The organism is Geodermatophilus sp. URMC 64, assembly GCF_053502555.1.
This window is the reverse complement of record NZ_CP199955.1, coordinates 3,704,730-3,730,526: the sequence shown is the minus strand read 5'-3', so window position 1 is coordinate 3,730,526 and position 25,797 is coordinate 3,704,730. Positions and strand designations below refer to the sequence as shown.

Genomic DNA, 25,797 nt, shown 5'->3' with positions numbered 1-25,797 from the left:
GAGGGTTCCGTGGTCTTCGTCCCCACCCGAGGTGACCTGCCGTACCGGCACGGCCCCGGCGTGCCGCTGCTGCCTCCGGACGCCGAACCGTCGGAGCTGCCGGCGTCGGTGTACCTGGACCCGGAGCGCTACGAGCAGGAGCGCAAGAAGGTCCTCAACCGCACCTGGCAGATCGTCTGCCGCTCCTCGGAGATCCCGAACGCCGGCGACCACGTCGTCTGGGAGGGCCACGGCGAGACGATCGTCGTCACCCGCCGGCGCGACGGCGGCGTCGCCGGGTTCCACAACGTCTGCATGCACCGCGGTGCCCGCATCGTGAAGGAGTCCGGCTGCGGCGCCCGCCGGTTCACCTGCCGCTGGCACAACTGGACCTACGACTTCGAGGGCAACGTGCTCGGCGTCCCCGACCGGGAGGACTTCGCGCCCTCCCAGCTCGAGGGGCTCGCCGCCCCGGCGGTCGAGTGCGACGAGTGGGGCGGCTGGGTGTGGGTGGTCCTCGCCGGCCCCGGGGTCGCTCCGCCGCTGGTGGAGTACCTGGGCGAGGATCTGGTGGGCGACCTCGGCGCCTACCGGATGGAGGACATGATCCTCGTCGAGAAGCTGGTCTGGGAGCTGCCGGTCAACTGGAAGGTCGTCATCGACGGCTTCAACGAGAACTACCACGCCCCGGCGCTGCACAAGGTCCCCGCGCAGGACGCCAAGGACGGCCGCGAGAGCACCTTCTTCCACTGGGGCCCGCACGGGATGATGATCGTCCCGTACAAGGGCGTGCTGCCCCGGCTCAAGGAGACCCGCGACCACCAGAGCCTGGCCATCTGCCACTACACGGTCTTCCCGACCGCGGTGTTCAACAACAACCCGAACCACATCCAGCTCTTCCGCGCGGTGCCGCTCGCGGTGGACCGCACCCGGTTCGAGACGTGGGAGCTGCAGTACGACCCGCAGGGCGACGAGGAGTACCTCGCCGGGGTCAACAAGCACTGGAACCGGCTCAAGGACGTCGTGGCCGAGGACGTGGAGATCTACCAGGAGGTCGGCGCGACCAAGCAGTCCTCCGCGTACGAGAAGAACCGCTTCAACGACCACGAATGCAAGATCACGCACTTCCACCAGGTCGTGCAGCAGATGCTGGACGCCTGACGGGAAGGGCGGTCGGCGTGGCATCCCAGGACGGCCCCGCGGTCATCGTCGCCGGCTGGATCGACTTCGACCCGGCGGACCGGGAGGCCGCGCTGCGCGCCTTCGCCGTCGTGGTGGCGAAGAGCCGGGAGGAGCCCGGCTGCATCGACTACGCGTTCACCCCCGACCCGGATCTCCCGGGCCGGGTCCGGGTCTTCGAGCACTGGACCAGCGACGCTGCGCTCACCGAGCACCTCACGCTGCCGCACGTGCAGGACCTGCGCTCCGCCATCTCGGGCTTGACCAGGACCGGCCGCGAGATGACCCACCACACTGTCGCGGCCTCCCGTCCGATGGGGTCCGCGTCCGCTCCCGCTGCGGCGACCTGAGACGAAAGAGACGAGCCCCATGACCGCCGTCCCGCGCTACGCATCCGGCATCGACTTCACCAACCCGGCGGTCCGCAAGGACGCCTTCGACGTCATGGCGCGCCTGGTCGAGCACTACCGCGCCACCACGACGGACATGGTGGAGTCGCAGTGGCGCGAGCCGGTGCGCAACTACCGCGACCCGGAGCTGTGGGAGCGCGAAGTGCAGGCGATCCACCGCACCAAGCCGCTGCCGGTGGCGCTGTCCTGCGAGCTGCCCACGCCCGGCTCATACAAGGCGCTCGACGTCGTCGGCACGCCGATCATCGTGACCCGCGGCCGCACCGGGGAGCTCACCGCGCTGGTCAACTCCTGCCGCCACCGCGGCGCGGAGCTCGTGCCCGAGGGCACCGGGCACGCCCGCCGCTTCACCTGCCCGTACCACGCCTGGTCCTACGACCTCGCCGGCTGCCTGACCGGCGTCTACGGCGAGGAGACGTTCGGCCCGGTCGAGCGGGGCGACATGGGGCTGCGCCGGCTGCCGGTGGCCGAGCGGGCCGGCATCGTGTTCGTCTGCCTGACCCCCGGCGGGGAGCTGGACCTCGACGCGTGGATCGAGCCGGCGCTGCTGGAGCTGCTCGAGGCGCTCGACCTCGGCGGCTGCTACCACCACTCGACGCGGATGCTCGAGGGCCCGAACTGGAAGGTCGTCGTCGACGGCTACCTGGAGGGCTACCACTTCGCCTCGCTGCACCGCACCACCGTGTTCCGCACCAACCTGTCGAACATGGCCGCGTTCGACTCCTGGGGCCCGCACCAGCGCAACGCGTTCGCGCTGCGGCCGATCGCCGAGGCGGTCGACACCCCGCCGGAGAGCTGGGACCCGCGCCGCTGTGTCGGCGCCATCTTCTGGCTGTTCCCGGGGCTGGCCATCGCCGGCGGCTGGCGCGAGCAGGTCGCGGTGTCGTTCGTCTTCCCGGGGCGGACCTGGGACAGCTCGAAGACCGAGCAGCACATCCTGCTCCGCCGCGAGCCGCTGGACGACGAGGAGCGCAAGAACGCCGACCACACCCGGGACTGGTTCCACGACGTCGTCCTCGACGAGGACTACGGCGCCGGGTTCGGCGTGCAGCGGGGCCTGGCGGCCATGACCGACCAGGAGTTCGTCTTCGGGCGCAACGAGCCCGGGGTGCAGCACTTCCACCGTGCCATCAAGGAGCAGCTGTCATGAGCGCTGGCGGAACCACCGACATCGAGGAGATCGAGGACGTCGCCCCGCACGCGGCCGTCGACCGCCGGGGCAAGCTGGAGGGCCGGGTGGCGGTGCTCACCCAGAGCACCCGCAGCATCGGCCGCGGCATCGCCGAGGCGTTCCTGGCCGAGGGCGCCCTGGGCGTCGTGGTGAGCGGCCGGACCGAGGAGAAGGGCCGCAAGGCCCTCGCCGAGATGGGCGCCGGCGACCGCGCCGACTTCTTCCCGTGCGACGCGACCCGGCAGGACCAGGTGGAGGCGCTGGTCGACTTCGCCCACGAGCGCTACGGCCGGCTCGACATCATCGTGAACAACGCCGGCGGCACGTCGGGCTGGGCGCTGATCGGCGACCTGTCCGACGAGGCCTGGCAGCAGGCGCTGAACTGGAACCTCAACGCGGCCTTCTGGGGCACCCGCCGGGCACTGCGCTACATGCTGGAGAACAACTGGGGCCGGATCATCAACATGTCCTCCGTCGAGGGCAAGATGGCCAACAAGCCCATGGTCAGCCACTACATCACCAACAAGCACGCGATGAACGGCCTGACCAAGGCGACGGCCTTCGAGTACGCGCAGCAGGGCATCACCTGCAACGCGATCTGCCCCGGTGCGATCGAGACCGATCTCATGCAGGAGGTCGGGCCGCTGGTGGCCCAGCAGTCCGGCATCTCCTACGACGACTTCCTGCAGGGCTACGCGAACGAGTCGATGATCAAGCGGCTCAACACCGTGGAGGAGGTCGCGGCCTGCGCCGTCTGGCTGTGCAGCGAGGCCGGCGGCGGGGTCACCGGGACGACGATCAACGTCGACGGCGGAACCTCACCCTGGTGAGCCGGGGGCTGGTGGACAAGGGAATGGACCGCTGGATCACCGACTCGCACCGCTGGGAGCGCCTGCCGTACTACACCCGGGCCAACGCCGGTGAGGTGCTGCCCGACCCGTGCAGCCCGCTGGGCTGGACGCTGGTGTTCGAGCAGGGCCTGCTCAAGGGCTGGTTGCGGGGCTTCGTCGACTTCGGCGTCTACGCCGAGGGCGAGCTGCCCGAGGACCCGCCGCCGGTCGCCGGGCTCTTCGGCGGCTACTTCTACCTGAACCTGTCGCACATGCGGCTCATGGGCCTGCGCATGGGGCAGACGGTGGAGCAGTTCGACGCCGCCCTGCTCGGCTCGCACCCGGACGCCCCGCCGTACCGGCCGCACCCGGACGACGTGAACGAGGCGTGCAGCGCCAAGTCCGCGCGGACGATCGGCGAGATCCTCGGCCGCACCGAGTTCCCGGAGATCGACGAGGACAGCCGGCGGGTGCGCGAGCTGCGCCGGGACCGGCCCGACCTCGCCGCGATGTCCGAGGCCGAGCTCGTCGCCTACGCCCGCTCGTTCCTCGGCGAGCTCGACAACGCCTTCGCCCGGCACGACTACTCGTCGCTGGCGTCGACGGTCGGGCAGGCGATGCTCGCGCAGCTGTGCGCGAAGGTCGGCCGGCCCGACCTGCTGCTCGAGCTCATCTCCGGGCTCGGGGACGTCGAGTCGGCCTCGCCCAGCGTGGGTCTGTGGGAGCTGTCCCGGCTGGTCCGCGGCTCGGCGCAGCTGTCGGCGCTGTTCGACGAGGGGCCGCAGGCCGTCGCACGTGCCCTGGTGGAGGGGGCGGACGGCGACCTGGCCGGCTTCCAGACCGCGTTCGCGGAGTTCCTCGCCGAGTACGGCATGCGCGGGCCCAACGAGTGGGACATCCGCGCCCGGTCGTGGGACGCCGACCCGATCCAGGCGCTGGCCCACGTCGACTCGCTGCGCGCCTCGCCCGACGACGGCTCGCCGCAGGCCCGCGCCGCCCGGCTGTCCGCGCGGCGGCAGGCCGTCTCCGACGAGCTGCGCACCCTGCTCGCCGGTGACGAGGGGGCGCGCGGCACGCTCGAGGTGGCGCTGCGGTCGGCCAAGGACACCATCCCGCTCCGGGAGCAGACCAAGGCCAACAGCGCCGTCGTCATCAACGAGGTGCGGCTGGCCGTGCGTGAGCTCGGCCGGCGCGGGGTCGCCGCCGGGCGGCTGTCCGAGCCCGAGGACGTCACGATGCTGCTGGCCGACGAGCTGGACGCCTACGTGGCCGACCCGGACTCCTTCACGGAGGTGATCCGCGAGCGGCTGGCAGGGTACGAGTCCCTGTTCGACCTCGAGCCGCCGTTCATCATCGCCGACGAGCTGCCGCCGCTGTCGGAGTGGAAGCGGCGCTCGCGCCCGCCGGAGGCCACGGCGGAGGAGGGCACCGTGCTCACCGGGGTGGGCGGCAGCGCCGGCACCTACACCGGCCGCGCCCGGGTGGTGCGCGACCTGGCCGCGGCCGCGGCGCTCGAGCCCGGCGAGGTCATGGTGGCGCCGCTGACCGACGCCGCGTGGACGCCGCTGTTCCTGGTGGCCGGCGCGGTGGTCGTCGACATGGGTGCGCTCAACAGCCACGCCGTCGTCGTCTCCCGCGAGGTCGGCCTGCCGTGCGTCCTGTCGGTCACCGGGGCGACGTCGCTGCTTACCGACGGCATGCTGCTCACCGTGGACGGCACCGCGGGCACGGTGCGGATCGACGCCGTCCCGGCGGAGGTGCCGTGACCACCGTCGGCCTGTGCCTGCCCCAGCTCGGGGGGCACGTCACCCGGGACGCGCTGCGCTCGTTCGTGGAGAGCGCGGAGGAGCTGGGGTACGGCGGCCTGTGGGTGCAGGAGCACATGTTCTTCCCGCACGAACCGGTCTCGGGGTACGCCGCCCGGCCGGGCCTCGCCGTCCCGGAGGCCTACCGCACCACGCTGTCGGCGCTGGAGACCCTGTCCATGGCGGCCGCGTGGTCCACCCGGGCGGAGATCGGCACCAGCGTCCTGGTCGCCGGCTACCACCGTCCGGTGCAGCTGGCCCAGCGGCTGGCCACCCTGGACCTGCTCTCGGGCGGGCGCCTGGTCGTCGGCTTCAGCGTGGGCTGGTCCGACGACGAGCACCGGCAGGCCGACGTCGACCCCCGCACCCGCGGCCGGCGGCTCGACGAGATGCTCGACGCCCTGGAGGCGTGCTGGGGCCCCGACCCCGTGCGCTTCTCCGGGGAGTTCTTCGACATCCCGACCTCCGACGTGCGCCCGAAGCCGCTGCAGCGCCCGCGCCCGCGGCTGCTCTCGGGCATGCGCTCGGAGGCCGGCCTGCGGCGCACCGCCGAGCGGTTCGACATCTGGAACCCCGCCTCCGGCGCGCTGGAGGACATCCTGGCCACGGCGGCGCAGCTGCGGGAGCGCCGGCCCGCCGACCGCCCGCCGCTGGAGATCTACTCGCGGGTCTACACCGTGCCGCCGGTGCCGGTCCGGGGGCTGCGGCCGCTGTCGGTCGACGAGCTCGCCGCCGACGTGGGCCGGGCCCGGGAGGCCGGGATCGCGCAGGTGATCGTGGACGCCAACTTCGACGGTGCGGTCGACTCGCCCGAGGCGTGGGCCGCGCTGCCGAAGCGCCTGGAGCCCCTGCTCGCGGCGGCGCGGTGACCCTCGGGCCGTCGGCCGAGGACCGCGCCGCCGTCCTCGACGTCCTGGCCCGGTTCGCGCACGGCATCGACGGCCGCGACTGGCCGCTCTACCGCTCGGTGTTCACCGACGAGATCGACGTCGACTACACCTCCTACCGGCCGGGGTCGCGGGGCCGGATGCCCGCCGACGACTGGGTCGACCGCGCCCGCCGGCTGTTCCCCGGCCTGGACGCGACCCAGCACGTGCTGGTCAACGCATGGCTGCAGCCGGACGGCGACGCCGTCCGCGTGCGGACGTCGATGCGCGCCGACCACTTCCTCGACGGGGCGCGCTACACCCTCGGCGGGCACTACGTGCACCGGCTCGTCCCCGCGGACGGCGGCTGGCTGATCGGCGCGGTGACGCTGACCGTCACCTGGCAGGAGGGGGACGAAGAGATGCTGGCCCGCGCGGCGGACGCGGTGGCCACGCGGTGACCGGCTCAGGTCGGGGGCCGCGGCCCGCCGTCGACGCCGAGCACCTGCCCGTTGACGTACGAGGCGGCCGGCCCGGCGAGGAAGCGGACGACCGCCGCGATCTCCTCCGGCTGCGCCGGGCGACCCGCCGCGATCTCGGTCAGCAGGGCGGCGTGCCGCTCGGGGCTGATGCGGCCGGCCACGAGATCGGTCCACGTGTAGCCGGGTGCGACGACGTTCGCGGTGACCCCGTCCGGCCCGAGGCGGGCGGCGAGGCTGAGCACCCAGCCGTTGAGCGCGGACTTCGCCGCCACGTACGCCGGGGTCGCGCCACCGGTGACGGCGACGCGGGAGCCCACCAGCACGACCCGGCCGCCCGGACGGGCGAGGAGGGGTTCCAGCGCGGTCGTGAGCAGCACGGCGGACAGGACGTTGCCCTGCCACGCCTGCGACCAGGCCTCGGCGACGTCCTCGAGCGGCGCGTCCGCCGGCAGGCGGGTCGCGGCGGCTCCGGCGTTGTTCACCACGACGTCGACCACGTCGGCGAGGCCGCGCAGCTCGTCGACGGCCGCCCGCACCCCGGCCGGCGCACTGACGTCGCAGGGGAGGGCCCGCACCGTGGCGCCGCCCCGGCCGTCGAGCTCGGCCGCGGTGTCGTCGAGCACGTCCGGCCGGCGGCCGAGCAGGACCACGTCGATCCCGTCGTCGGCGAGAGCGGCCGCGCACGCCCGGCCGATGCCGGTTCCACCGCCCGAGACGACGGCAAGCCGCCGACGACCCGCGACAGAAGTACTGCTCATCTTCTTACTGTAGTGGCAGAGTAGTAACTGCGGTCACACGCCGGCGATCCGCTCAGCCAGCCGTGAGGTCTCCTCGAGGAACTTCCTATGCCCGAGCCCGGTCAGCGACTCGTCCTCGGTGAGCCACGAGGTCGCCGAGGTCTCCAGCAGCGAGAGCAGCGCGGTGGCCACCACCGCCGCCTCCGCCGTCGAGATCCTGTCCCGGGCCGTCTTGGCGGCGCGGGTGAACACGGTGATCAGGTCACCGCGGACCTCGCGGCGCAGCTGCTCGACCGCCAGGCTGACCCCCGCGGACTTGACGAACCAGACGGTGGACTCGGCGCGCCGCTCGTCCATCCACTGGATCAGGCGCACCGGGAGCTCGCCGATCGAGGCCCCGCGCGCGGCGATGTCCTGCTGCGCCCGGCGTGCCTCGGTCACCAGCGCCTCGCCCAGCGACCGCAGGCCCTCGAGGAGGATGTCGTCCTTCGAGGCGAAGTGGTAGTAGACGGCCGCGGAGGTCATCCCGGCCGCCTCGGCGATCTCGGCGACCGTGATGGCGTCCGACCGCTGCGAGGCGAACAGCTCCATCGCGGAGTGCACCACCGTCGCCCGACGGGATGGCCGATGCGCCGGACGCTTGTCACGAGCGATCACAGTGCGACACTAGATGGTCCCCGAGCGTTCACGGGGTCAGGACGGGGGATCTGGTGCTCAATCGTGCGGAGGCAGTGGAGATGACCGGGGGGCTGCCGGCGAAGCTGCCCGCCCACCGGCCGTCCCGGCGGCAGGAGATCATCGACGCCGCCATCAAGGTCTTCGCCCGCACGGGGTTCGCCGAGACCAGCGTGCAGGACGTCGCCGAGGAGGCCGGCGTCGTCCCCACCGCGGTCTACTACCACTTCGCCGGCAAGGACGAGCTGTTCGACGTCGCGCTCCAGTCGGTCATCGGCGAACTGGACGAGGTCGTGGAGAACGCCCGGCCCGACGGCGACCAGGGCGGCGCGCTGCCGCTGATCATCACGGCCGTGTGGGACTGGATCGAGACCCGCCCCGACCACGCCCGCATCCTCTACAGCCACCTGCCCGGGGCCACCCGGCAGGCGCAGTTGCTGCGCGTGCAGTTCGAGGAGCAGCACATCGAGCGGGCGTTCGTCTACGCGCGGCAGGAGGCCGGACGACGGCGGCTGCGCAGCGCGGAGGCGGCACATGCCGCCACCCGGCTCTCCGTGCGCACCCTGATCAGCCTGCTCATCGCGATCCATCCCATGCGCCTCGACGGCGGCCCGCTGAGCCGGCGTTCGCCGCGGGCCCTGCGGGCCGCCCTCGAGGAGGTCTCGCTGCGGATCATGGCGCTCGACTGAGGAAGGACCCCGCCTACCCGGCGACCGGGGCGGACGTGGTCTGCCGCCCCAGGAAGCCGTCGTCCACCATCCGCTGCGGCCAGACGAACTGCAGACTCTGCCGTGAGATGCGCCAGTCGTCGCCGGAGCGCCGGTACTCCTCCTCGTACACGCCGAGCCAGTAGAGCGGGTTGCCGCCCTCGCGCATCTGGTCGCCGGTGACGAAGTCGAGCAGGTAGACCAGGCCCGTCGCGGTGTCCGGGCCGGTGAGCTCGACGGCGTGGTTCGTGACCACGTGCAGGTTGGAGAAGTACCCGCTGGCGTAGAACGGCGCCTCGGCCGCGGCGAAGTTGTCGCGGAACGTGTCGCGGCCACGCCAGGTGCCGTAGGGGCCGAACTCGCAGACGGCGTCCTCGGTGTACAGGGCGACGAGGTCGTCGAGCCGGCCCGAGTCGAGGTACCGCGAGCCCAGGACGCGCAGGTTCTTGATGGACTCGACGGCGAGCAGCTCCTCGACCGTCATCAGTAGGCGGCCGTTCCGCCGTCGACGGAGAGCATCGCGCCGGTGATGCCGGCGCCCGCGTCGGAGGCGAGCAGGACGGCCATCGCGGCGACCTCCTCGACGGTGTTCGGTCGCTTGATCGCCGACTCCTGCGCGAACAGGTCGACCATGCCCTCGAACGTCAGGCCCATGCTCTCCGCCGTCCGGGGCCCGTTCTCCCGGACGATCTCCGTGATCACCAGCCCGGGGCACAGCGAGTTCACCGTGATGCCCATGGTGCCGACCTCCTTGGCGGCGACCTTGGTGAGCCCGTTGATGGCGTGCTTGGCCGTGACGTAACCGGAGAGGACCGGCTTGCCGTGCTTCCCCTCGACCGACGACATGTTGATGATCCGGCCCCACTGCTGCGGGATCATGTACTTCAGGGCCCGGCGCGTCCCGTAGAAGGTGGAGTACAGGTTCCACTTCATGTTCAGGTCCCAGTCCTCGTCGGTGACGTCCACGACGGGGGCGGTGGCGGCGGTGCCACCGGCGTTGTTGACCATGATGTCGATCCGGCCGAAGTGGTCGACGGCGAAGTCGACGACCGACTCGATGTCCTCCTTCTTCAGGACGTCGCCCTGGCGGAAGACGGCCCGGTCACCGGCGCCGAGCTCGGCGACGATCTTCTCGCCCTTGTCCGCCCGGCGGCCGTTGAGCACCACCTTGCCGCCCTCGCGCAGGAACGCCTCGCCGATGCCGAGGCCCAGCCCCGCCGTCCCGCCCGTGATGACGGCGACCTTGTCCTGCAGCAGAGCCATGTCTCCTCCTCCAGCGCCCGCGGCGCGGTTGCACTTTCTTGGGGTGGACTACAGTGAAGCACGCCACATTCTCACGAAACAGCCCCTTCGCGCAGCCAACGGACCAGTTCCGGATCAGGGGTAGGCGCGGGCGCGCGGAGCAGTTACTCTGCGCTGAGTCAACAAACCTCAGGCGCTTCGGGCGCCGGTCACCGGGCGCGTCGGCGCGCCGGGGAGGGTCCATGTCGAGCAGCGCGGAGTCCGGCTGGTGACGACGGCGCACGCGTCCCCGACCCGGGTGGTCACGCTGGCCAGGCGCCCGACGGGAGCGCCTCGGGCAGAGGACTTCGGCCTCGAGGAGCGGCCGGTTCCCGAGCTGTCGAGCGGCCAGCTGCTGGTGCGCAACGCCTACATGAGCGTCGACCCCTCGATGCGCGGCCGGCTCGAGGAGACCGAGAAGCACTACACGACCAACTTCCGGGTGGGCGAGCCGCTCGACGGGTCCGCGCTCGGCCGGGTGGTCGAGAGCCGGGCCGACGGCGTGCCGGTCGGCGCGTGGGTGCGGCACCGGCTCGGCTGGCGTGACGTCGCCGTCGTCGACGCGGCCACCGCCACGGTCGTCGATCCGGAGCTGGCGCCGCTGCCGCACTGGCTCGGCGTCCTGGGGCAGACCGGCTTCACCGCGTACGCCGGCCTGGTCCGCGCCGCTGAGTTCCGCCAGGGCGACGCCGTCTTCGTCTCCGCCGCGGCCGGCGCCGTGGGCTCCGCGGCCGTCCAGTTCGCCCGGCTGCTCGGGGCGTCCGCCGTCGTCGGCAGTGCCGGGGGAGCGCGCAAGGCCGCGCTCCTGCTCGACGAGCTCGGCCTCGACGGCGCGATCGACTACCGCGCCGAGCGGGTGCGCGACGGCCTGGCCCGGGTGGCGCCCGAGGGGATCGACCTCTACTTCGACAACGTCGGCGGCGACCACCTCGTCGCGGCGCTGGACTCGATGCGGCTGGGCGGCCGGGTCGCGCTCTGCGGGATGATCTCGCAGTTCGACACCGACGAGCCGCGGCCGAGCATCGACCACCTGATCCAGGCGGTGCTCAAGCGCATCACGCTGCGCGGCTTCATCGTCCGCGACCACGAGGACCTGCGCCCGGAGTTCCAGGACCGGGTGGCCGGCTGGCTGCGCAGCGGCGAGCTGGTGGCCAAGCAGACCGTCGTCGACGACCTCGCCCACGCCGTCGAGGCGTTCCTCGGCATGCTCCGCGGCGAGAACGTCGGGAAGATGCTCGTCCGCCTCGACCCGTCCGTGGACGCCTGAACCCAACCGAGAGAGGACGACATGGACCTTCAGCTGACCGGCAAGCGGGCGCTGGTGACCGGCGGCAGCCGCGGCATCGGCCGGGCCATCGCGGAGACCCTCGCCGAGGAGGGCTGCGCCGTCGCGCTGTGCGCCCGGACACCGGAGACGCTGGACAAGGTCGCCGCCGGACTGCGCGAGCGCGGCGCGACGGTGCACGCCGAGCCGGTCGACGTCACCGACCCCGACGCGCTGACCGCCTTCGTCGACCGTTCCGCGCAGGAGCTCGGCGGGCTCGACATCGTCGTCTCCAACGTCTCGGCCGGGGCGTCGAAGGCGCCCGACCAGTGGCAGAAGAGCCTCGACGGCGACCTGATCCCGCTGGTGCGGCTGATCGAGGCCGCCGTCCCGCACCTGGAGCGGCAGGGCGGCGGGGCGATCATCTCGATCGGCACCACCAACGCCTTCGACACCGTGCGCCCGGCCTCGCCCAACGCCTACTCGGCGATCAAGGCCGCGGTCATCCACCACGCGGCCGCGCAGGCGCGGGCGCTGGCGCCGAAGGGCATCCGGGTGAACACCGTCTCGCCCGGTCCGATCGAGTTCCCCGGCGGCGACTGGGAGAAGATCCGCGAGGGCCGGCGCGAGGTCTACGACGAGGTGCTGGCCAAGATCCCGGTCGGCCGCTACGGCCGGGCCGAGGACGTCGCCGCCGCGGTCGCGTTCCTGGCCAGCCCACGTTCCGGCTTCACCAACGGGGTCAACCTCGTGGTGGACGGCGGCATCGTCACCCGCGTGCAGTTCTAGCCGGCCATGGCCGGGCCCGCGGGGCGGCTGGACGTGGTCCTCGTGTGCGGGGGCCGCTGGCACGACTTCGACTACGCGCGGCTGCGCCTGCTCGAGCTGCTCGGGCGGCACGAGCGGGCGCGCACCCGCGTGTTCGAGGACTACGCGACGGGCAGCGCGTCGGCCGGGGACGCGCTGGCCGGCGCCGACCTGCTGATCACCTACACCTGCGACCGGCGGCCCGACCCGGACCAGCAGCGCCGGCTCGTGGACTGGGTCGAGGCCGGCGGCCGCTGGCTGGCGCTGCACGGCACCAACTCCGCCATCGACGCCCCGCCGCTGGACGGTGAGCGCATCTTCCGCACGCCCCGCGCGCTCGGTCCGGTGGCCGAGGTGCTCGGCAGCCAGTTCCTCGGCCACCCGCCGATCGCGCCCTACCGGGTGGAGCTGACCAGCGCCGACCATCCGCTGGTGCGCGGGATCCAGCCGTTCGAGGTCACCGACGAGCTCTACATCAGCGAGCTGCACCCGCCGCTGGAGGTGCTGCTGCACACCAGGTGGACCGGGCCGTGCCGCGGCTTCGAGGAGGGCGAGACCACCGACGACGAGCCGCGGCCCGTCCTGTACCTCAAGCGGTCCGGGGCCGGGACGGTCTGCTACTTCACGCTCGGGCACGCCCGCGGCCGGTTCGACGTCCAGGACCTCGGGGTCGACGACCTCGGCCGCACCGACCGCGGCAGCTGGGTGCTCCCGGAGTTCGAGACCGTGCTGGAGCGGTGCCTGGCCTGGGGCCTCTACGGCGAGGTCCCGTCGTCCGCCGAGGAACCCGCCCGTACCTGACCGCCAGGGGGGCCGAAGTGGCCATTTCGGCCCCCTGGCGGCTCACTCCTGGGCGGTGCGGGGGAGGGGGTGCGGCGGCTGGTGGTGCTGCGCCATCACCGCGTTGATCGCGCGGTGCAGGTGCTGCACGCCCGGCTCGTTCCGGCCGAAGATCATGGTCTGCTCCGCCATGGCCGGCATCCCGCGCTGCACGCCGTAGCCGGTGAGGTAGTCCTCGCCGTAGGTGACGTCGTAGAACCAGTCGCGGGCGAACTCGGCCTCCTCGCGGTCCCGGTCGTCCGACGGCGGCGTGCGGGTGAGGATGCGCTGCTCGGTCATCGACTCGGTCGGCGTCGCCCCGGGCAGCGGGAACGCGACGGCGATCCGGTCGCGCAGGCCGCCGGCGATCGCGAAGCCCGGGAACAGCCAGACGATCGGGCCGATGAGGGTGGCCGGGTCCCACTCCTCGCGCGGGGTGTCCCCCAGCTCGGCGATCGGCCGCAGCGCGAAGGCGTTGCGCTGGTGCCAGCCGAAGGAGTCCCAGGCCGCGGTGTTGCCCAGGTTGGTCTTGAACACGGTGTTCGTGTGCAGCGAGGCGAAGTGGTAGCCCTCCAGGTAGCCCTCGACGGCCACCTTCCAGTTCGGGCCGGGCATCATCCGGGTGGAGAAGTGGTGGGTCTCCTCCAGGCGCAGCGAGGCGAGCACGGGCGCGACGTCGCCGAGCCACGTGTCCAGGTCCATCTCGGCGCCCGGGGTGAGGCACACGAAGATCAGGCCGAGCCGCTCCTCGACCGGCAGGCGGACCAGCCCGCGGGCGCCCTTGTCGAAGTCGCCGAAGGTCGAGGCCCCGTAGACGCCGGCAAGCTCGCCGTCCATCCGGTAGGACCACGCGTGGTACGAGCAGGTCAGCGTCCGGCTGCGGCCGAGCCCGGCGGGGCAGACCTCCGCGCCGCGGTGCCGGCACACGTTGAGCATCGCGTGCACCGCGCCCTGGGCGTCCCGGGTGATGACCACCGGCGTCCCGGCGACGTCGATCGCTTTCCAGCTGTTGGGCCCGACCAGCTCGCAGGACAGGGCGAGGGGCAGCGGCACCCGGCGGAACAGCAGCGCCTTCTCGGCCTCGAACAGCGCCGGGTCGAGGTAGTTGGCGACCGGCTCCACCCACGTGCTGCCGGCCTGGTCGGTCGTCTTCCCGTCGACCAGCGCGCGCACCCGGTCGACGAGGGACAGCGCGTCCTCGCGGTCGGCGAGGTCGAGCTCGAGGCCGGGGACGTAGTCGGGGACGACGGAGGTCATGGCAGCTCCCGGGACGAAGTCATATAGATAACTTCACCATGACAGTTGGGAGCGGTTGGGTCAATCCCGGGTCGCGACGAGGTGCGCCGTCTCGTTGACCGACACCACGACCACGCGTTCGCCGGGCATCCGGCGCAGCCGGGTCACCGACGTGTAGCCGGGGTTGACCCAGAACAGCGCCGGGATCTGGAGCACCCCGCCGACCATCGCGTTGATCGTGCCGCCGTGGCAGACGGCGGCGATCCGGGTGTCCGGCCACCGGTCGAGCAGTTCGCCGAGGGCGCCGGCGACCCGACGCCGGAACGCCTCCCGGTCCAGCTCGGGCACGAAGTCGTCGTAGCGGCCCTCGGCGATGGCGACGGCGCGGGGGTTGGTCGGCCCCATCTCCTCGATCGCGGTGTAGGCGGTCGGCGGCAGGTCGGTGTCCCACTCGCGCAGGTCGTCGACGACGGCGTCCACCTGCCGGCCCATCTCGCCGGCGATCAGGTCGGCGGTCTCCCGGGCCCGGCGCATGGGGCTGGTGACCAGCACGTCGACGTCCTCACCCTTGAGCCAGGTGCCGAGCCGACGGGCCTGCTCGATCCCCTCGGGCGAGAGCGGGGGCTGGACGACCCCGGAGACGGGCAGGCCGTGGCGGATGAGCAGCAGGTCGGTCATGGTGCCTCTCGGTGCGGGGATGGCGCGCGGTCAGCCGGCGATCGTGCGGTCGCCCGCCCAGTACGGCTTGCGCAGCGCACGCTTGTCGAGCTTGCCCATGACGTTGCGCGGCAGGGACTCGACCAGCTCGTAGCCCTTCGGGCACTTGTAGGAGGCCAGCCGCTCCCGGCACCAGGCGGCCAGCTCGTCCGGGGTCGGGGCCGGATCCCCGGGGACGACGAGCGCGCGCAGCGCCTCACCGAGGTCACGGTCGGGCACCCCGATCACCGCGACGTCGGCCACCTGCGGGTGCTGCAGCAGCACCTTCTCGCTCTCGGCCGGGTAGAGGTTCACCCCGCCGGAGACGACCATGTCGGCCACCCGGTCGGTGATGTACACGAAGCCGTCCTCGGTCACGTAGCCGACGTCGCCGAGCGTGGCGACCCCCGGCGCGAGGTAGGCCGACCGGGTCTTCTCGGGGTCGGCGTGGTAACTGACCTCCCGGCCCGGCGGCGTCCGGAAGCCGAGGACGCCGACCTCGCCCGGCCCCTGCTCCTTGCCGTCCTCGTCGAGGACGACGACCTCGAACGGCTCGACGACCCGCCCGACCGAGCCGGGGTGGGCCAGCCACTCCTCGCTGGTGATCCGGCAGACGGTGCCGATCTCGCTGCCGCCGTAGCTCTCCACCAGCACCGGGCCGAACCAGTCGATCATCGCCCGCTTCACGTCCGGCGGGCAGGCCGACCCGGTGTGCGCCACCGAGCTCAGGCTCGAGACGTCGTAGCGGCCGCGCACCTCGGGGTCAAGGGCGAGCAGCCGGGAGAAGTGGGTGGGCACCATGACCGACGAGGTCACGCCGTGCCGCTCGATCAGCTGCAGCACCCGCTCGGCGTCGAACCGGCCGAGGACCACCACCGGCCGGCCGGAGAGCAGGTGGCGCACCGAGGTCAGCGGGCCGTTGTGCTGCAGCGGGCCGACGACGAGGTGCGGGCCCTCGGGGAAGCCGGAGCGGCCGGCGAGCACCGCGGCGTACTCGGCGCCCGAGGCGACCGTGGTCGGCGCCCAGCGCACCGGGGTGCCGCGGGCCTTGCCGGTCGTGCCGGAGGTGTAGACCAGCGGCGGGCTGGCCGGGCGGTCGGTGGACTCGGGCAGCGTGCGGCCGCCGTCGGTCCAGGCGCGCCAGGCGGTGGCGCCCTCGGGGACGTCGTCCGTGCCGTGCACGACCACCGTGGCGACCCCGGCCTCGCGGGCCGCGCCGACGGCGGCGGCCAGGCCGGCCGGCCCGGTCACGACGGCGACGACGCCGGCGTCGCGGAACTGGTCGGCCATCTCCGCGGCGGTGAGCTGGCGGGACACCGCGACCGTCCCGACGCCGGCCAGGATCCCGGCCGCGTGGGCCATCAGGGTGGGCGCGACGTTCTCGCCCACCACCGCCACGCGGTCCTCGGGCCGGGGCGCCACCGCGAGCAGCTCGCCGCCGACCGCGTCGACCTCGCGGGCCACCTCGCGCCACGTCCGCGTGCTCGTGTCGTCGACGAGCGCGACGCCGTCCGGGTCCTCGAGGGCCCGGGCCCCGATGCCTGCCAGTCGCTGCACGGCCGCTCCCTCCACCGGTGCGTTATGGTTCCCGCCAACTGGAGTCAGCGTCAAGAAACCCTGTCGGCGCCCCGGTGCCGGCGAGCGGAGCCGCCGCCATGACCACACCGCAGCACCCCTTCCGGTTCGCCGTCCAGGCCTACCGGCCCGAGTCCGGGAAGGCGTGGCGGGAACTGGCCCGCCGGGTGGAGGCGCTCGGCTACTCGGCGCTGCACACCTCCGACCACTACCTCGGGCCGGGGCCGGTCTCGGACTCCACCGGGCACCGGCCGGTGACGCTGGCGCCGATCCCGGCGATGGCGGTCGCGGCGGAGGTGACCAGCACGCTGCGCATCGGCTGCCGGATGTTCTGCGTCGGCTACCACGCGGCCTACGTCCTGGCCAAGGAGATCGCCACGCTCGCCGAGCTCTCCGACGGCCGCACCGAGGTCGGGCTGGGGGCCGGCTGGCTGCAGGCCGAGTACGACGCGATGGGGCTGCCGTTCCCGTCGGCGGGGGAGCGGATCCGGCACCTCGCCGAGTTCATCGCACTGCTCAAGGAGTTCTTCGCCGGCCGCCCGGCGAACATCCGGGGCGAGCACGTGCGGGTCTCCGACATGTCGCCGCTGCCGCTGCTCGACGCCGCGCCGCCGATCACCGTCGGCGGCGGCGCCCCGCGGATCCTGCGGCTGGCCGGCGCCGAGGCCGACGTCGTCAGCATCAACTTCAACAACCGCTCCGGGGTCATCGGGGCCGACAGCGTCGCGAGCTCCGGGCACGAGGAGACGGTGCGCAAGCTGGGCTGGGTCCGGGAGGGCGCGGGGGAGCGCTTCGGGGACCTGGAGCTGGAGTTCGCGGCCTACTTCCTCGCCGTCGAGGGCGGCGCGACGACCGAGGAGCAGCTCAGCGCGCAGACCGGCATGGCGGGCGAGGAGCTCCGGACGTTCCCGCACGCACTGGTCGGCTCGGTGGACGACATCTGCGAGGAGCTGGAGCGCCGCCGGGAGGTCTACGGCTTCTCGTACGTCACGGTCGGCGACCGGGCGATCGACGCCTTCGCCCCCGTGGTGGAGCGGCTGACCGGCCGCTGACCGGGTCGACACATCGGGAGGGCACGTGTTCTCGCTCGACGACAGGACGGCGATCGTCACCGGCGGCGCGGTCGGCGTGGGCCGGTCCCTCGCCGCCGCCCTCGCCCGGGCCGGCGCCGTCGTCACCATCTGCGACGTCCGGCCCGACGTGGAGCGGACGGCGGAGCAGCTGAGTGCCGGCGGCGGGCGGGTTACCGGCGTCGTCGCCGACGTGTCCCGGCCGGACGACGTGCAGCGGGTGGTGCGGCAGGCGGCGGCGCGCACCGGCGGGGTCGACGTCCTGGTCAACAACGCCGGCGTCGTCGCCGTCACCACCCCGACCGACGACTGGGACAAGTCGCTGGCCGACTTCGACACCGTCGTCGGGACGAACCTCAAGGGGGCGTTCCTCTTCGGCCGTGCGGTCGCCCCGCTCATGGTGGAACGGGGCGGCGGCGAGATCGTGAACGTCTCCACCGACCACGTGCACACCTGCGGATGGCCCGACCCGGTCGACCACGCCGACGCCCCCACCTGCCCCTGGCGGCACGAGCGGCGCACGACCGGCTGGGTCTACCTCGACCTCTACGACGCGTCGAAGTGGGCGCTCAACGGGCTGACCCAGTCCTGGGCGAAGATGCTGCGGCCGCACGGGATCCGGGTGAACAACCTCTGCATCGGGGCGACCGACTCGGCGATGAACCGCGGGTTCTTCGGCTACGGCTACGAGCCCGGCACCGAGCCGCCGGCGGAGCTGCTCGCGTGGTGGATGGACCCCGACCGGGTCGCCGAGGTGATGCTCGAGCTGCTGGCCGAGGGACCCGAGGGCCGCTCCGGCGACAACGTCGGGCTCTGGCTCGGCCACCCCACCGTGCTGCCGCCGCCCTCGCCGGTCCTCGACGTCCGGCCCGACTTCGACATCACCGCGCTGCCCAACCTCGGCGACCCACCGAAGGCCGACGCCCGCGCCTGATCAGCGCTCGGCGCGGGCCCAGGCGCGCGCCTCGTCGGACGCGACCCAGTCGACGGCGTTGCCGATCAGCCGCCGGTACCCGGGCAGGCCGAACGTCGTCCCGCTGTCACCGGGCTGGACGTAGACCACCGGGCTGGCCGCCGCGCGCGTGGCCCAGGCGACGAGGTCGCTGGCCGGCGGGTGCCCGGTGCAGTCGGGCGCGGCCTCCTCGCCGACCAGCACGTGCTCGTACGTCCTTATGAACCGGGTGGGGGAGACGTCGGCGTCGTGCCGCAGCAGCGGGACGACGCGGTCCTCGAAGACGGGGCAGCAGTAGAGCTCGTCGGTGAGGGAGAAGTCGGCGAGGCCTTCGCACACCGGGTGGTCGGGCGCCGCCACGCGCGCGGTGTACCCGGTGATCCGGGTGCCGGAGGACGGCCACGGCCGCCCGTGCAGCGGGCCCGGCGCGTAGAGGAACCGCCCGCCGAGGGCGTCGGCCCAGCCGTCCCAGGCCGGCCAGCCGGCCAGGGCGTGGTGGGTGGCGACGACGCCGACGCCGCGCTCGAGCAGGCCGGTGAGCGCGGCGGCCACCTCCTCGGAGGGGCCGACCGGCCGGGGCGGCTCGCCGCGGCGCAGGTGCAGCCCCGGCAGGTCGTGCAGCAGCAGGACGTCCCACGCGCCGGCGTGCTCGGGAGCCAGCCACCGCTGCGCGGAGGGCTGGACGGCGTGCGTCCACAGCCACCCGCGCTCGTCGGCCAGCGTGGCGACCATGCCCAGCAGCGCATCGAGGTCGACGCGGTGGCCCCCGGTCACCACGAGAACGCGGGTCGTGCGCCCGGCCATCGCTGCTCCTCCGCGGTGGTCTGTTCCCGCCTCCCGGCTTACTGTAGCTTCTCACCAGTAACGGGCGTGACCTGGCGCACACCGGGGCGTCCTCGACCAGCTCCGCGCGCGGCGCGCGCCGGACCGGATGACCGAGGCGGGCACATGACGGAGGCCGGGGGAACGGCGACCTTGACGGGGGGCTCCCCGACGATCGAGGGCTTCGGCGCGGACGAGGTGCTCGACATGCACCGGCGCATGGTGCGGATCCGCGTCTTCGAGACCGAGGCCGGCCGGCTGATGGAGGGCGGCCTGCTGCCCGGCTTCCTGCACCTCTACGTCGGCCAGGAGGCGGTCGCCGCCGGAGCCATGGCGACCCTCACCGACATCGACCAGATCACCTCCACCCACCGCGGCCACGGGCACGCGGTCGCCAAGGGGGCGCAGTTCCGGCCCATGTTCGCCGAGCTGTTCGGCCGGGTGGACGGCTACTGCCACGGCCGCGGCGGCAGCATGCACATCAACGACCTGTCCATCGGCATGCTCGGCGCCAACGGGATCGTGGGCGCGGGGCTGCCGATCGCCGTCGGGGCCGCGTTCGCCAGCCGGTACAAGAACGACGGCGGCATCGCGATGACCTTCTTCGGGGACGGCGCCAGCAACATCGGCGCCTTCCACGAGTCGGCCAACATGGCCGCGGTGCTCAAGCTGCCGGTCGTCTTCATGTGCGAGAACAACGGCTACGCCGAGTTCACCGCGCAGGAGCGGCACATGCTGCTCACCGACGTCGCCGACCGCGCCGACGCCTACGGGATGCCCAAGGAGATCTGCGACGGCATGGACGTCGTCTCCGTCCGGCAGGCCGTCCAGCGGGCGGTCGACCGGGCCCGCGCCGGCGAGGGTCCGAGCCTGGTCGAGGCCAAGACCTACCGCTACTACGACCACCAGGGCGTCAAGGGGCTGCGGCGGCCGTACCGGACCGAGGAGGAGGTCGAGGCCTGGAAGAAGCGCGACGCCATCGAGCTGCTCGAGGCCCGCGCCGCGGCCGACGGCGTCGCCGACGCCGCGGCCTTCCAGAAGATCTGGGACGAGACCCGGGCCGACGCCGCGGACGCCATCGCCTTCGCCCAGAACAGCCCCGAGCCCGACCCGTCGACCGTGACCCGCAATGTCTACAGCGACTGAACCCGGGACCCGGCCCGCACCCCCGCAGGAGGAGACCCGCATGCCCGTGCGCGAGCTGACCTACGTCAAGGCCTACAACGAGGCCCTGCACCAGGTCATGCGCGAGGACGAGGACGTCTTCGTCGTCGGCGAGGACGTCGCCGGGTACGGCGGGGTGTTCCGCATGTACGACGGGCTGCTGGAGGAATTCGGCGACCGGCGGATGATCGACACCCCGATCTCGGAGATGGCGATCGTCGGTCTGGGCGTGGGCGCGGCCTCGCGGGGGCTGCGGCCGGTCGTCGACATCATGTTCATGGACTTCCTCGCCGTCTGCCTGGACCAGGTGGTCAACCAGGCGGCGAAGATGAAGTTCATGTTCGGCGGCGACGTCCGCGTGCCGATGGTGGTCACCGTCGCCGCCGGCGCGGGGCTGTCCGCCGGGGCCCAGCACAGCCAGAGCCTGGAGGCCTGGCTGGCGCACACCCCGGGGCTGAAGGTGGCCATGCCGTCGTCGGCCTACGACGCGAAGGGCCTGATGGTCACCGCAGTCCGGGACGACAACCCGGTGATCATGATGCTGAACAAGAAGCTGCTCGGCGCCAAGTGCGAGGTGCCCGAGGAGATCTACGGGATCCCGTTCGGCGAGGCCGCCACGCTGCGCGAGGGCACCGACGTCACGATCGTCGCGCTGGGCCGCATGGCGGTGGAGGCGGTCGCCGCCGCCGACCAGCTGACCGCCGAGGGCGTCTCCGCCGAGGTCATCGACCCGCGCACGGTGCAGCCGCTGGACACCGCCACCATCGTCGCCTCGGCGCGGAAGACCAACCGGATCCTCGTGGTGCACGAGGCGGTCACCTTCGGCGGGCTGGGTGCGGAGATCTCCGCGCAGATCCAGGAGGCGGCGTTCGACTACCTCGACGCCCCGGTGCTGCGCGTCGGCGCCCCGTTCTCCCCGGTGCCCTTCAGCCCGGTGCTGGAGAACACCTACGTCCCCGATCGCACGAACATCGCCGACGGCTGCCGCCGGCTGCTGGCACGGGGCTGAGCCGTGGCCCAGGAGGTCCTGCTGCCCAAGCTGGGGCTGACGATGGAGGAAGGCACCATCGTCGAGTGGGTCGCCAAGGCCGGGGACGTCGTCAGCCACGGCGACGTGCTGCTGCGGATCTCGACCGACAAGGTCGACGCCGAGGTCGAGGCCGAGGGCAGCGGGCGGTTCCAGCCGGTGGCCGACGAGGGGGCCACCCTGCCCCCGGGCGCGCTCATCGCCTGGCTGCTGGAGGGGGACGAGCAGGCCCCCGACCACGCCCCGGACGCGGCGGTCGCCGCCCTGCAGTCGCCGGCCGCCGACGACGTCGGCGAGCTGCAGCTGACCGCGCCGGAGCGCTCCGGGCCCGTGCACCGGGAGGGCCGGCTGCTCGCCTCGCCCAACGCCCGTCGGGTCGCGGCCGAGCACGGCGTCGATCTGGAGACCCTGCGCGGCACCGGACCCGGTGGGCGGATCGTCTCCGAGGACGTCGAGGAGGCCCTGGCCCGCGGCGCCGCCCAGCCGGCGGCCGCGCCCGCCCCCGCCGCCGAGGCGCAGCCGGCGGGCACCGTCGTCTCCCCGCTGGTGCGCCGGCACGCCGCGGCCTCCGGCGTCGACCTCAGCCAGGTCCGGGGCACGGGCCTGGGCGGCCGGATCCGCCGCGCCGACGTGACCGCCGCGGCCACCGAGGCGGCGGTGCCGGCCCCCGCGGCGGTGCCGGCGCCGGCCGGACCACGCGCCGGGCAGGTGATCCCGCTGACCGGCATGCGCGGCGCGATCGCCCGCAACATGCACGCGAGCCTGCAGGAGATGGCGCAGCTGACCCACGGCTACGAGGCCGAGGTCGGCGCGCTGCTGGCGCTGCGGGAGAACCTCAAGCGGGAGTGGGCGGGCACCGGTCTGCGGGTGCCGACCATCAACGACTTCGTCGTCCGGGCGGCGGCGCACGCGCTGATCGAGCACCCGATCCTCAACGCGACCGTGCGCGACGACGCGATCCACCTGCTCGAGGAGATCCACGTCGGCGTCGCGGTGGCCGTGCCGGACGGGCTGCTCGTGCCCGTCGTCCGGGACGCCGACAAGCGCGGGCTGGTCGACATCGCCGAGCAGACCCGCGAGCTCGCCGAGACCGCCCGCGCGGGCCGGCTCACGCTGGCCCAGCTGGAGGGGGCGACGTTCGTCGTCACCTCGCTGGGCTCCTACGGCGTCGACTTCTTCACGCCCGTGGTCAACCCGGGCAACACCGGCATCCTCGGCGTCGGCCGGGTCCGGGACGGCGTCCGGTGGGAGGGCGACGTGCCGCACCGCACCTCGGTGCTCACCCTCAGCCTGTCCTTCGACCACCGCGCGGTCGACGGCGCCCCCGCGGCCGAGTTCCTGCGCACGGTCAGCGGCCTGCTGGCCCGTCCGCACCTGCTGCTCGCCGGCTGACCGCCGGCGGGGACTGGAGGTCCCGCGTGCCCGATCCCGCTCCGGTCGACGCGACCCTGTTCGCCTCGCTGGACCCGCCCCGGCTCGCGGGCAGCCGGTGCGACGCGTGCGGCACCGTCACCTTCCCGGCGTCCGGGTCCTGCCCGAAGTGCCCGAACCCGGCGATGGCGCCGTACGCCCTGCCCGACCGCGGCACGGTGTGGACGTGGACGGTGCAGGGCTTCGCGCCCAAGGCGCCGTACGTGCCGCCGGCCGCCGGCTTCCGGCCGTTCCCGGTCGGCTACGTCGACCTGGGCGAGGTGCTCGTCGAGTCCCACCTGCTGGCCGACCCCCAGGGGCTGCGGATCGGCCTGCCCGTGCGGCTGGTGCTCGAACCCGCCTGGGAGACCGACGGCGCGCCCGTGGTCACCTACGCCTTCGCGCCCGAGGAGGACGCATGAGACCGGACGACGTCTACGTGGTCGGCGGTGGCATGCACCCGTTCGGCCGGCACGAGGGGGTCAGCGGCCTGGACATGGCCGAGCACGCCCTCCGCGCGGCGCTCGCCGACGCCGGTGTCGCGTGGACCGACATCGACTTCGCCGTCGGCGGCAGCAACGTGTCGGGCAAGCCGGACTCGCTGGTCGCCCGGCTGGGCCTCACCGGCCTGCCGTTCACCACGGTGCGCAACGGCTGCGCCACCGGCGGGGTGGCGATGGCGACCGCGGTGAGCGCGCTGCAGTCCCGGCGGGCGAACCTGGTCGCCGTCGTCGGGTTCGACAAGCACGAGCGCGGCGCGTTCGGCGCCGATCCCGCGGCCTACGGCCTGGGCGTCTGGTACGCGCAGACCGGGATGATGGTCACCACCCAGTACTTCGCGATGAAGACCCGGCGGTACCAGCACGAGCACGGCCTCTCCGACCGCACGCTCGCCCGGATTTCCGCGCGCGCCTTCCGCAACGGCGCCGCGCACCCGATGGCCTGGCGGCGCAAGCCGCTCACCGAGGACGAGGTGCTCACCGCCGCACCGGTCAACGAGCCGCTCACCCAGTTCATGTTCTGCCAGCCGAACGAGGGTGCCGCGGCCCTCGTCCTGGCACGCGGTGACCGGGCCGCCGACCTCTGCGACCGCCCGGTGCGACTGGCCGCGGTCACCCAGCGCACCCGCCGGTTCGGCTCGTTCGAGGTCTTCTCGCCCTGGCTGGCGCCCGAGCCCTGGCACAGCCCCAGCATCGACGCCGCCGCGGCCGCGTTCGCCGAGGCCGGGGTCTCGCCGTCCGACGTCCAGGTGGCGCAGCTGCAGGACACCGACAGCGGGTCGGAGATGATCCACCTCGCCGAGACCGGCCTGTGCGCGCCCGGCGAGCAGGAGCAGCTCCTGGCCGACGGCGACACCGATTTCGACGGGCGGCTGCCGGTCAACACCGACGGCGGCTGCCTGGCCAACGGCGAGCCGGTCGGCGCCTCGGGGCTGCGCCAGGTGCACGAGGTGGTGCGCCAGCTGCAGGGCCGGGCGGCGGGCTACCAGGTGCCCGGGGGGCCGCGGGTCGGGTTCACCCACGTCTACGGCGCGCCGGGCATCTCGGCCTGCGCCGTCCTCACCGTCGACGAGGGGGCGGCATGAGCACCCCGGACCTGGAGACCTGGCGCGCCGGGGTGCGCGCCTGGCTGACCGCGACCGTCCCGCCGAAGAGCGCCGAGGCCGAGGACGACGGTCCGCCGGACCTCGCGGTCTTCCGCAACCTCTCCGACGAGGAGGAGGAGCGGCTGCTCGACGCGGTGCGCGGCTACCGCCGGGCCCGGTACGACGCCGGCTACGGCGCGCTCACGCTGCCCGTCGAGCAGGGCGGGGCCGGGCTGCCGGCGTCCTTCGCGATGGTGATGGCGCAGGAGGAGGCGGCGTTCGCGGTGCCGCCGTCCACGGAGCTGATCAGCGTGACCACCGGGCTGGTCGGGCCGGCGGTCGCGATGTTCGGCACGCCGGAGCAGCGGGCCGCCTACGCCCAGCCGTTCCTGCGCACCGACCTGCTCGCCTGCCAGCTGTTCAGCGAGCCGGGCGCCGGCTCCGACCTGGCCGCGCTGGGCTGCCGGGCGGTGAGGGACGGCGACAGCTGGGTGGTCGACGGGCAGAAGGTGTGGACGTCGGGGGCGCGGCAGGCCGACTACGGCCTGCTGCTCGCGCGCACCGACCCCGACGTGCCCAAGCACAAGGGCATCACCGCGTTCCTGCTGCCGATGGACACCCCCGGCGTGGAGATCCGGCCGATCCGCCAGATGAGCGGGGGCGCCTCGTTCAACGAGGTGTTCCTCTCCGGCGTCCGCGTGCCCGACGACCTGCGGATCGGCGGGGTCGGCGAGGGCTGGCGGGTCGCGACCGCGACCCTCTCGTTCGAGCGGACGGCGTCCGGCTCGGGTACGCGGCGCAAGGGCGGCACCTTCGCCGACGTGCTCGGGGTGGCGCGGTCGGTGGGCCGCGCGGGCGATCCCGTGGTCCGCCAGGCGCTGGCCGACCTGTACGTGCGCACCGTGCTGCGGGCGGCGACCGCCGAGCGGGTGGCCCGGGCCGCGGCGGCCGGCGTCTCACCGGGACCGGGCGCCTCGATCGGCAAGCTGCTGGCCTCGGACCTGCTCGTGCGCACCGGGGAGACCGCCGCCGACCTGCTCGGCTCGCGGATCACTGCCGACACCGGCCAGCCGGGGACGTTCGGGTGGACCGAGCACGTCCTGGGCGCGCCCGGCTACCGGCTGGCGGGCGGCACCGACCAGATCCAGCGCAACATCATCGCCGAGCGGGTCCTCGGGTTGCCCGCGGAGCCGCGGGTGGACAAGGACGTGCCCTGGTCCCAGCTCGGCCGCCGCTGAGCGGACCGTC

At 73.4% G+C, this 25,797-nt stretch carries 27 protein-coding genes; 19 read left to right on the top strand and 8 right to left on the bottom strand.

Annotated elements, in window-relative coordinates:
* Positions 1 to 9: 9 nt before the first annotated feature.
* Genes ACWIYF_RS18160 through ACWIYF_RS18130 form a run of 7 tightly spaced genes read left to right on the top strand, consistent with a single transcriptional unit; the run spans position 10 to position 6,701 of the window.
* Complete coding sequence (locus ACWIYF_RS18160; protein WP_448624228.1) at positions 10 to 1,140, top strand: aromatic ring-hydroxylating oxygenase subunit alpha; 1,131 nt, start codon at positions 10 to 12, stop codon at positions 1,138 to 1,140.
* 17 nt (positions 1,141 to 1,157) lie between these two features.
* The gene (locus ACWIYF_RS18155; RefSeq protein WP_448624227.1) at positions 1,158 to 1,508 is read left to right on the top strand and encodes a putative quinol monooxygenase; all 351 of its coding nucleotides are present in this window, start codon (positions 1,158 to 1,160) and stop codon (positions 1,506 to 1,508) included.
* Positions 1,509 to 1,527: 19 nt separating this feature from the next.
* Complete coding sequence (locus tag ACWIYF_RS18150) at positions 1,528 to 2,718, top strand: aromatic ring-hydroxylating oxygenase subunit alpha (RefSeq protein WP_448624226.1); 1,191 nt, start codon at positions 1,528 to 1,530, stop codon at positions 2,716 to 2,718.
* The gene (locus tag ACWIYF_RS18145) at positions 2,715 to 3,569 is read left to right on the top strand and encodes an SDR family NAD(P)-dependent oxidoreductase (RefSeq protein WP_448624225.1); all 855 of its coding nucleotides are present in this window, start codon (positions 2,715 to 2,717) and stop codon (positions 3,567 to 3,569) included. Before ACWIYF_RS18150 ends, ACWIYF_RS18145 begins: the two co-directional genes overlap by 4 nt.
* Entirely contained in the window at positions 3,566 to 5,335 is a 1,770-nt protein-coding gene (locus ACWIYF_RS18140; RefSeq protein ID WP_448624224.1) for a PEP-utilizing enzyme, read from the top strand. Before ACWIYF_RS18145 ends, ACWIYF_RS18140 begins: the two co-directional genes overlap by 4 nt.
* Complete coding sequence (locus ACWIYF_RS18135; RefSeq protein WP_448624223.1) at positions 5,332 to 6,243, top strand: TIGR03619 family F420-dependent LLM class oxidoreductase; 912 nt, start codon at positions 5,332 to 5,334, stop codon at positions 6,241 to 6,243. The genes ACWIYF_RS18140 and ACWIYF_RS18135 overlap by 4 nt, the downstream gene beginning before the upstream one ends.
* Positions 6,240 to 6,701: a nuclear transport factor 2 family protein gene (locus ACWIYF_RS18130; RefSeq protein ID WP_448624222.1), complete on the top strand. Its 462-nt coding sequence runs from the start codon at positions 6,240 to 6,242 to the stop codon at positions 6,699 to 6,701. The genes ACWIYF_RS18135 and ACWIYF_RS18130 overlap by 4 nt, the downstream gene beginning before the upstream one ends.
* Before the next feature lie 5 nt (positions 6,702 to 6,706).
* Here ACWIYF_RS18130 and ACWIYF_RS18125 read toward each other — a convergent pair whose 3' ends face one another.
* Together ACWIYF_RS18125 and ACWIYF_RS18120 are read right to left on the bottom strand one after the other, a co-directional pair.
* The gene (locus ACWIYF_RS18125) at positions 6,707 to 7,480 is read right to left on the bottom strand and encodes an SDR family NAD(P)-dependent oxidoreductase (RefSeq protein WP_448624221.1); all 774 of its coding nucleotides are present in this window, start codon (positions 7,478 to 7,480) and stop codon (positions 6,707 to 6,709) included.
* A 33-nt stretch (positions 7,481 to 7,513) separates the two neighbouring features.
* Entirely contained in the window at positions 7,514 to 8,065 is a 552-nt protein-coding gene (locus tag ACWIYF_RS18120; protein ID WP_448624220.1) for a TetR/AcrR family transcriptional regulator, read from the bottom strand.
* Positions 8,066 to 8,196: 131 nt separating this feature from the next.
* Here ACWIYF_RS18120 and ACWIYF_RS18115 point away from each other — a divergent pair, with 131 nt between their 5' ends.
* Entirely contained in the window at positions 8,197 to 8,823 is a 627-nt protein-coding gene (locus ACWIYF_RS18115) for a TetR/AcrR family transcriptional regulator (protein WP_448624219.1), read from the top strand.
* Positions 8,824 to 8,836: 13 nt separating this feature from the next.
* Here the strand turns inward: ACWIYF_RS18115 and ACWIYF_RS18110 are convergent, their stop codons facing one another.
* Positions 8,837 to 9,325 carry a nuclear transport factor 2 family protein gene (locus tag ACWIYF_RS18110; RefSeq protein WP_448624218.1) on the bottom strand — a complete coding sequence of 163 codons (489 nt, stop codon included), beginning with the start codon at positions 9,323 to 9,325 and terminating at the stop codon, positions 8,837 to 8,839.
* A complete protein-coding gene (locus tag ACWIYF_RS18105) occupies positions 9,325 to 10,104 on the bottom strand; it encodes an SDR family NAD(P)-dependent oxidoreductase (protein ID WP_448624217.1) in 780 nt (259 codons plus the stop codon). The genes ACWIYF_RS18110 and ACWIYF_RS18105 overlap by 1 nt, the downstream gene beginning before the upstream one ends.
* Positions 10,105 to 10,351: 247 nt before the next feature.
* On the opposite strand from ACWIYF_RS18105, the gene ACWIYF_RS18100 reads away from it, so the two are divergent.
* Genes ACWIYF_RS18100 through ACWIYF_RS18090 form a run of 3 tightly spaced genes read left to right on the top strand, consistent with a single transcriptional unit; the run spans position 10,352 to position 12,994 of the window.
* On the top strand, positions 10,352 to 11,389 hold the full coding sequence (locus tag ACWIYF_RS18100; protein ID WP_448624216.1) for an NADP-dependent oxidoreductase: 1,038 nt from the start codon (positions 10,352 to 10,354) through the stop codon (positions 11,387 to 11,389).
* Between the two features lie 21 nt (positions 11,390 to 11,410).
* Complete coding sequence (locus tag ACWIYF_RS18095) at positions 11,411 to 12,175, top strand: SDR family NAD(P)-dependent oxidoreductase (RefSeq protein ID WP_448624215.1); 765 nt, start codon at positions 11,411 to 11,413, stop codon at positions 12,173 to 12,175.
* A gap of 6 nt (positions 12,176 to 12,181) precedes the next feature.
* Positions 12,182 to 12,994: a ThuA domain-containing protein gene (locus tag ACWIYF_RS18090; RefSeq protein ID WP_448624214.1), complete on the top strand. Its 813-nt coding sequence runs from the start codon at positions 12,182 to 12,184 to the stop codon at positions 12,992 to 12,994.
* Positions 12,995 to 13,036: 42 nt separating this feature from the next.
* On the opposite strand, the gene ACWIYF_RS18085 is transcribed toward ACWIYF_RS18090, so the two are convergent.
* From ACWIYF_RS18085 to ACWIYF_RS18075, 3 genes are read right to left on the bottom strand one after another with little or no spacing between them, the layout of a single operon-like run.
* Entirely contained in the window at positions 13,037 to 14,269 is a 1,233-nt protein-coding gene (locus ACWIYF_RS18085) for an aromatic ring-hydroxylating oxygenase subunit alpha (RefSeq protein WP_448624213.1), read from the bottom strand.
* 60 nt (positions 14,270 to 14,329) lie between these two features.
* Positions 14,330 to 14,926 carry a histidine phosphatase family protein gene (locus tag ACWIYF_RS18080; protein ID WP_448624212.1) on the bottom strand — a complete coding sequence of 199 codons (597 nt, stop codon included), beginning with the start codon at positions 14,924 to 14,926 and terminating at the stop codon, positions 14,330 to 14,332.
* A 30-nt stretch (positions 14,927 to 14,956) separates the two neighbouring features.
* On the bottom strand, positions 14,957 to 16,501 hold the full coding sequence (locus ACWIYF_RS18075; RefSeq protein ID WP_448624211.1) for an AMP-binding protein: 1,545 nt from the start codon (positions 16,499 to 16,501) through the stop codon (positions 14,957 to 14,959).
* 98 nt (positions 16,502 to 16,599) lie between these two features.
* Between ACWIYF_RS18075 and ACWIYF_RS18070 the strand changes: the two genes are divergently transcribed.
* Entirely contained in the window at positions 16,600 to 17,571 is a 972-nt protein-coding gene (locus ACWIYF_RS18070; RefSeq protein WP_448624210.1) for a TIGR03621 family F420-dependent LLM class oxidoreductase, read from the top strand.
* Between the two features lie 25 nt (positions 17,572 to 17,596).
* Positions 17,597 to 18,523: an SDR family NAD(P)-dependent oxidoreductase gene (locus ACWIYF_RS18065; protein ID WP_448624209.1), complete on the top strand. Its 927-nt coding sequence runs from the start codon at positions 17,597 to 17,599 to the stop codon at positions 18,521 to 18,523.
* Here ACWIYF_RS18065 and ACWIYF_RS18060 read toward each other — a convergent pair whose 3' ends face one another.
* Positions 18,524 to 19,345: a ThuA domain-containing protein gene (locus tag ACWIYF_RS18060; RefSeq protein WP_448624208.1), complete on the bottom strand. Its 822-nt coding sequence runs from the start codon at positions 19,343 to 19,345 to the stop codon at positions 18,524 to 18,526.
* Positions 19,346 to 19,516: 171 nt separating this feature from the next.
* Here ACWIYF_RS18060 and ACWIYF_RS18055 point away from each other — a divergent pair, with 171 nt between their 5' ends.
* From ACWIYF_RS18055 to ACWIYF_RS18030, 6 genes are read left to right on the top strand one after another with little or no spacing between them, the layout of a single operon-like run.
* Positions 19,517 to 20,509 (top strand): thiamine pyrophosphate-dependent dehydrogenase E1 component subunit alpha, encoded by a 993-nt coding sequence (locus ACWIYF_RS18055; RefSeq protein ID WP_448624207.1) that lies wholly within the window; start codon positions 19,517 to 19,519, stop codon positions 20,507 to 20,509.
* 40 nt (positions 20,510 to 20,549) lie between these two features.
* Positions 20,550 to 21,536: an alpha-ketoacid dehydrogenase subunit beta gene (locus tag ACWIYF_RS18050; protein WP_448624206.1), complete on the top strand. Its 987-nt coding sequence runs from the start codon at positions 20,550 to 20,552 to the stop codon at positions 21,534 to 21,536.
* Positions 21,537 to 21,539: 3 nt separating this feature from the next.
* Positions 21,540 to 22,946 (top strand): dihydrolipoamide acetyltransferase family protein, encoded by a 1,407-nt coding sequence (locus ACWIYF_RS18045; protein ID WP_448624205.1) that lies wholly within the window; start codon positions 21,540 to 21,542, stop codon positions 22,944 to 22,946.
* A gap of 26 nt (positions 22,947 to 22,972) precedes the next feature.
* Positions 22,973 to 23,386 carry a Zn-ribbon domain-containing OB-fold protein gene (locus tag ACWIYF_RS18040; protein ID WP_448624204.1) on the top strand — a complete coding sequence of 138 codons (414 nt, stop codon included), beginning with the start codon at positions 22,973 to 22,975 and terminating at the stop codon, positions 23,384 to 23,386.
* On the top strand, positions 23,383 to 24,549 hold the full coding sequence (locus ACWIYF_RS18035) for a thiolase family protein (RefSeq protein ID WP_448624203.1): 1,167 nt from the start codon (positions 23,383 to 23,385) through the stop codon (positions 24,547 to 24,549). The genes ACWIYF_RS18040 and ACWIYF_RS18035 overlap by 4 nt, the downstream gene beginning before the upstream one ends.
* A complete protein-coding gene (locus ACWIYF_RS18030) occupies positions 24,546 to 25,787 on the top strand; it encodes an acyl-CoA dehydrogenase family protein (RefSeq protein WP_448624202.1) in 1,242 nt (413 codons plus the stop codon). The genes ACWIYF_RS18035 and ACWIYF_RS18030 overlap by 4 nt, the downstream gene beginning before the upstream one ends.
* Positions 25,788 to 25,797: the final 10 nt, after the last annotated feature.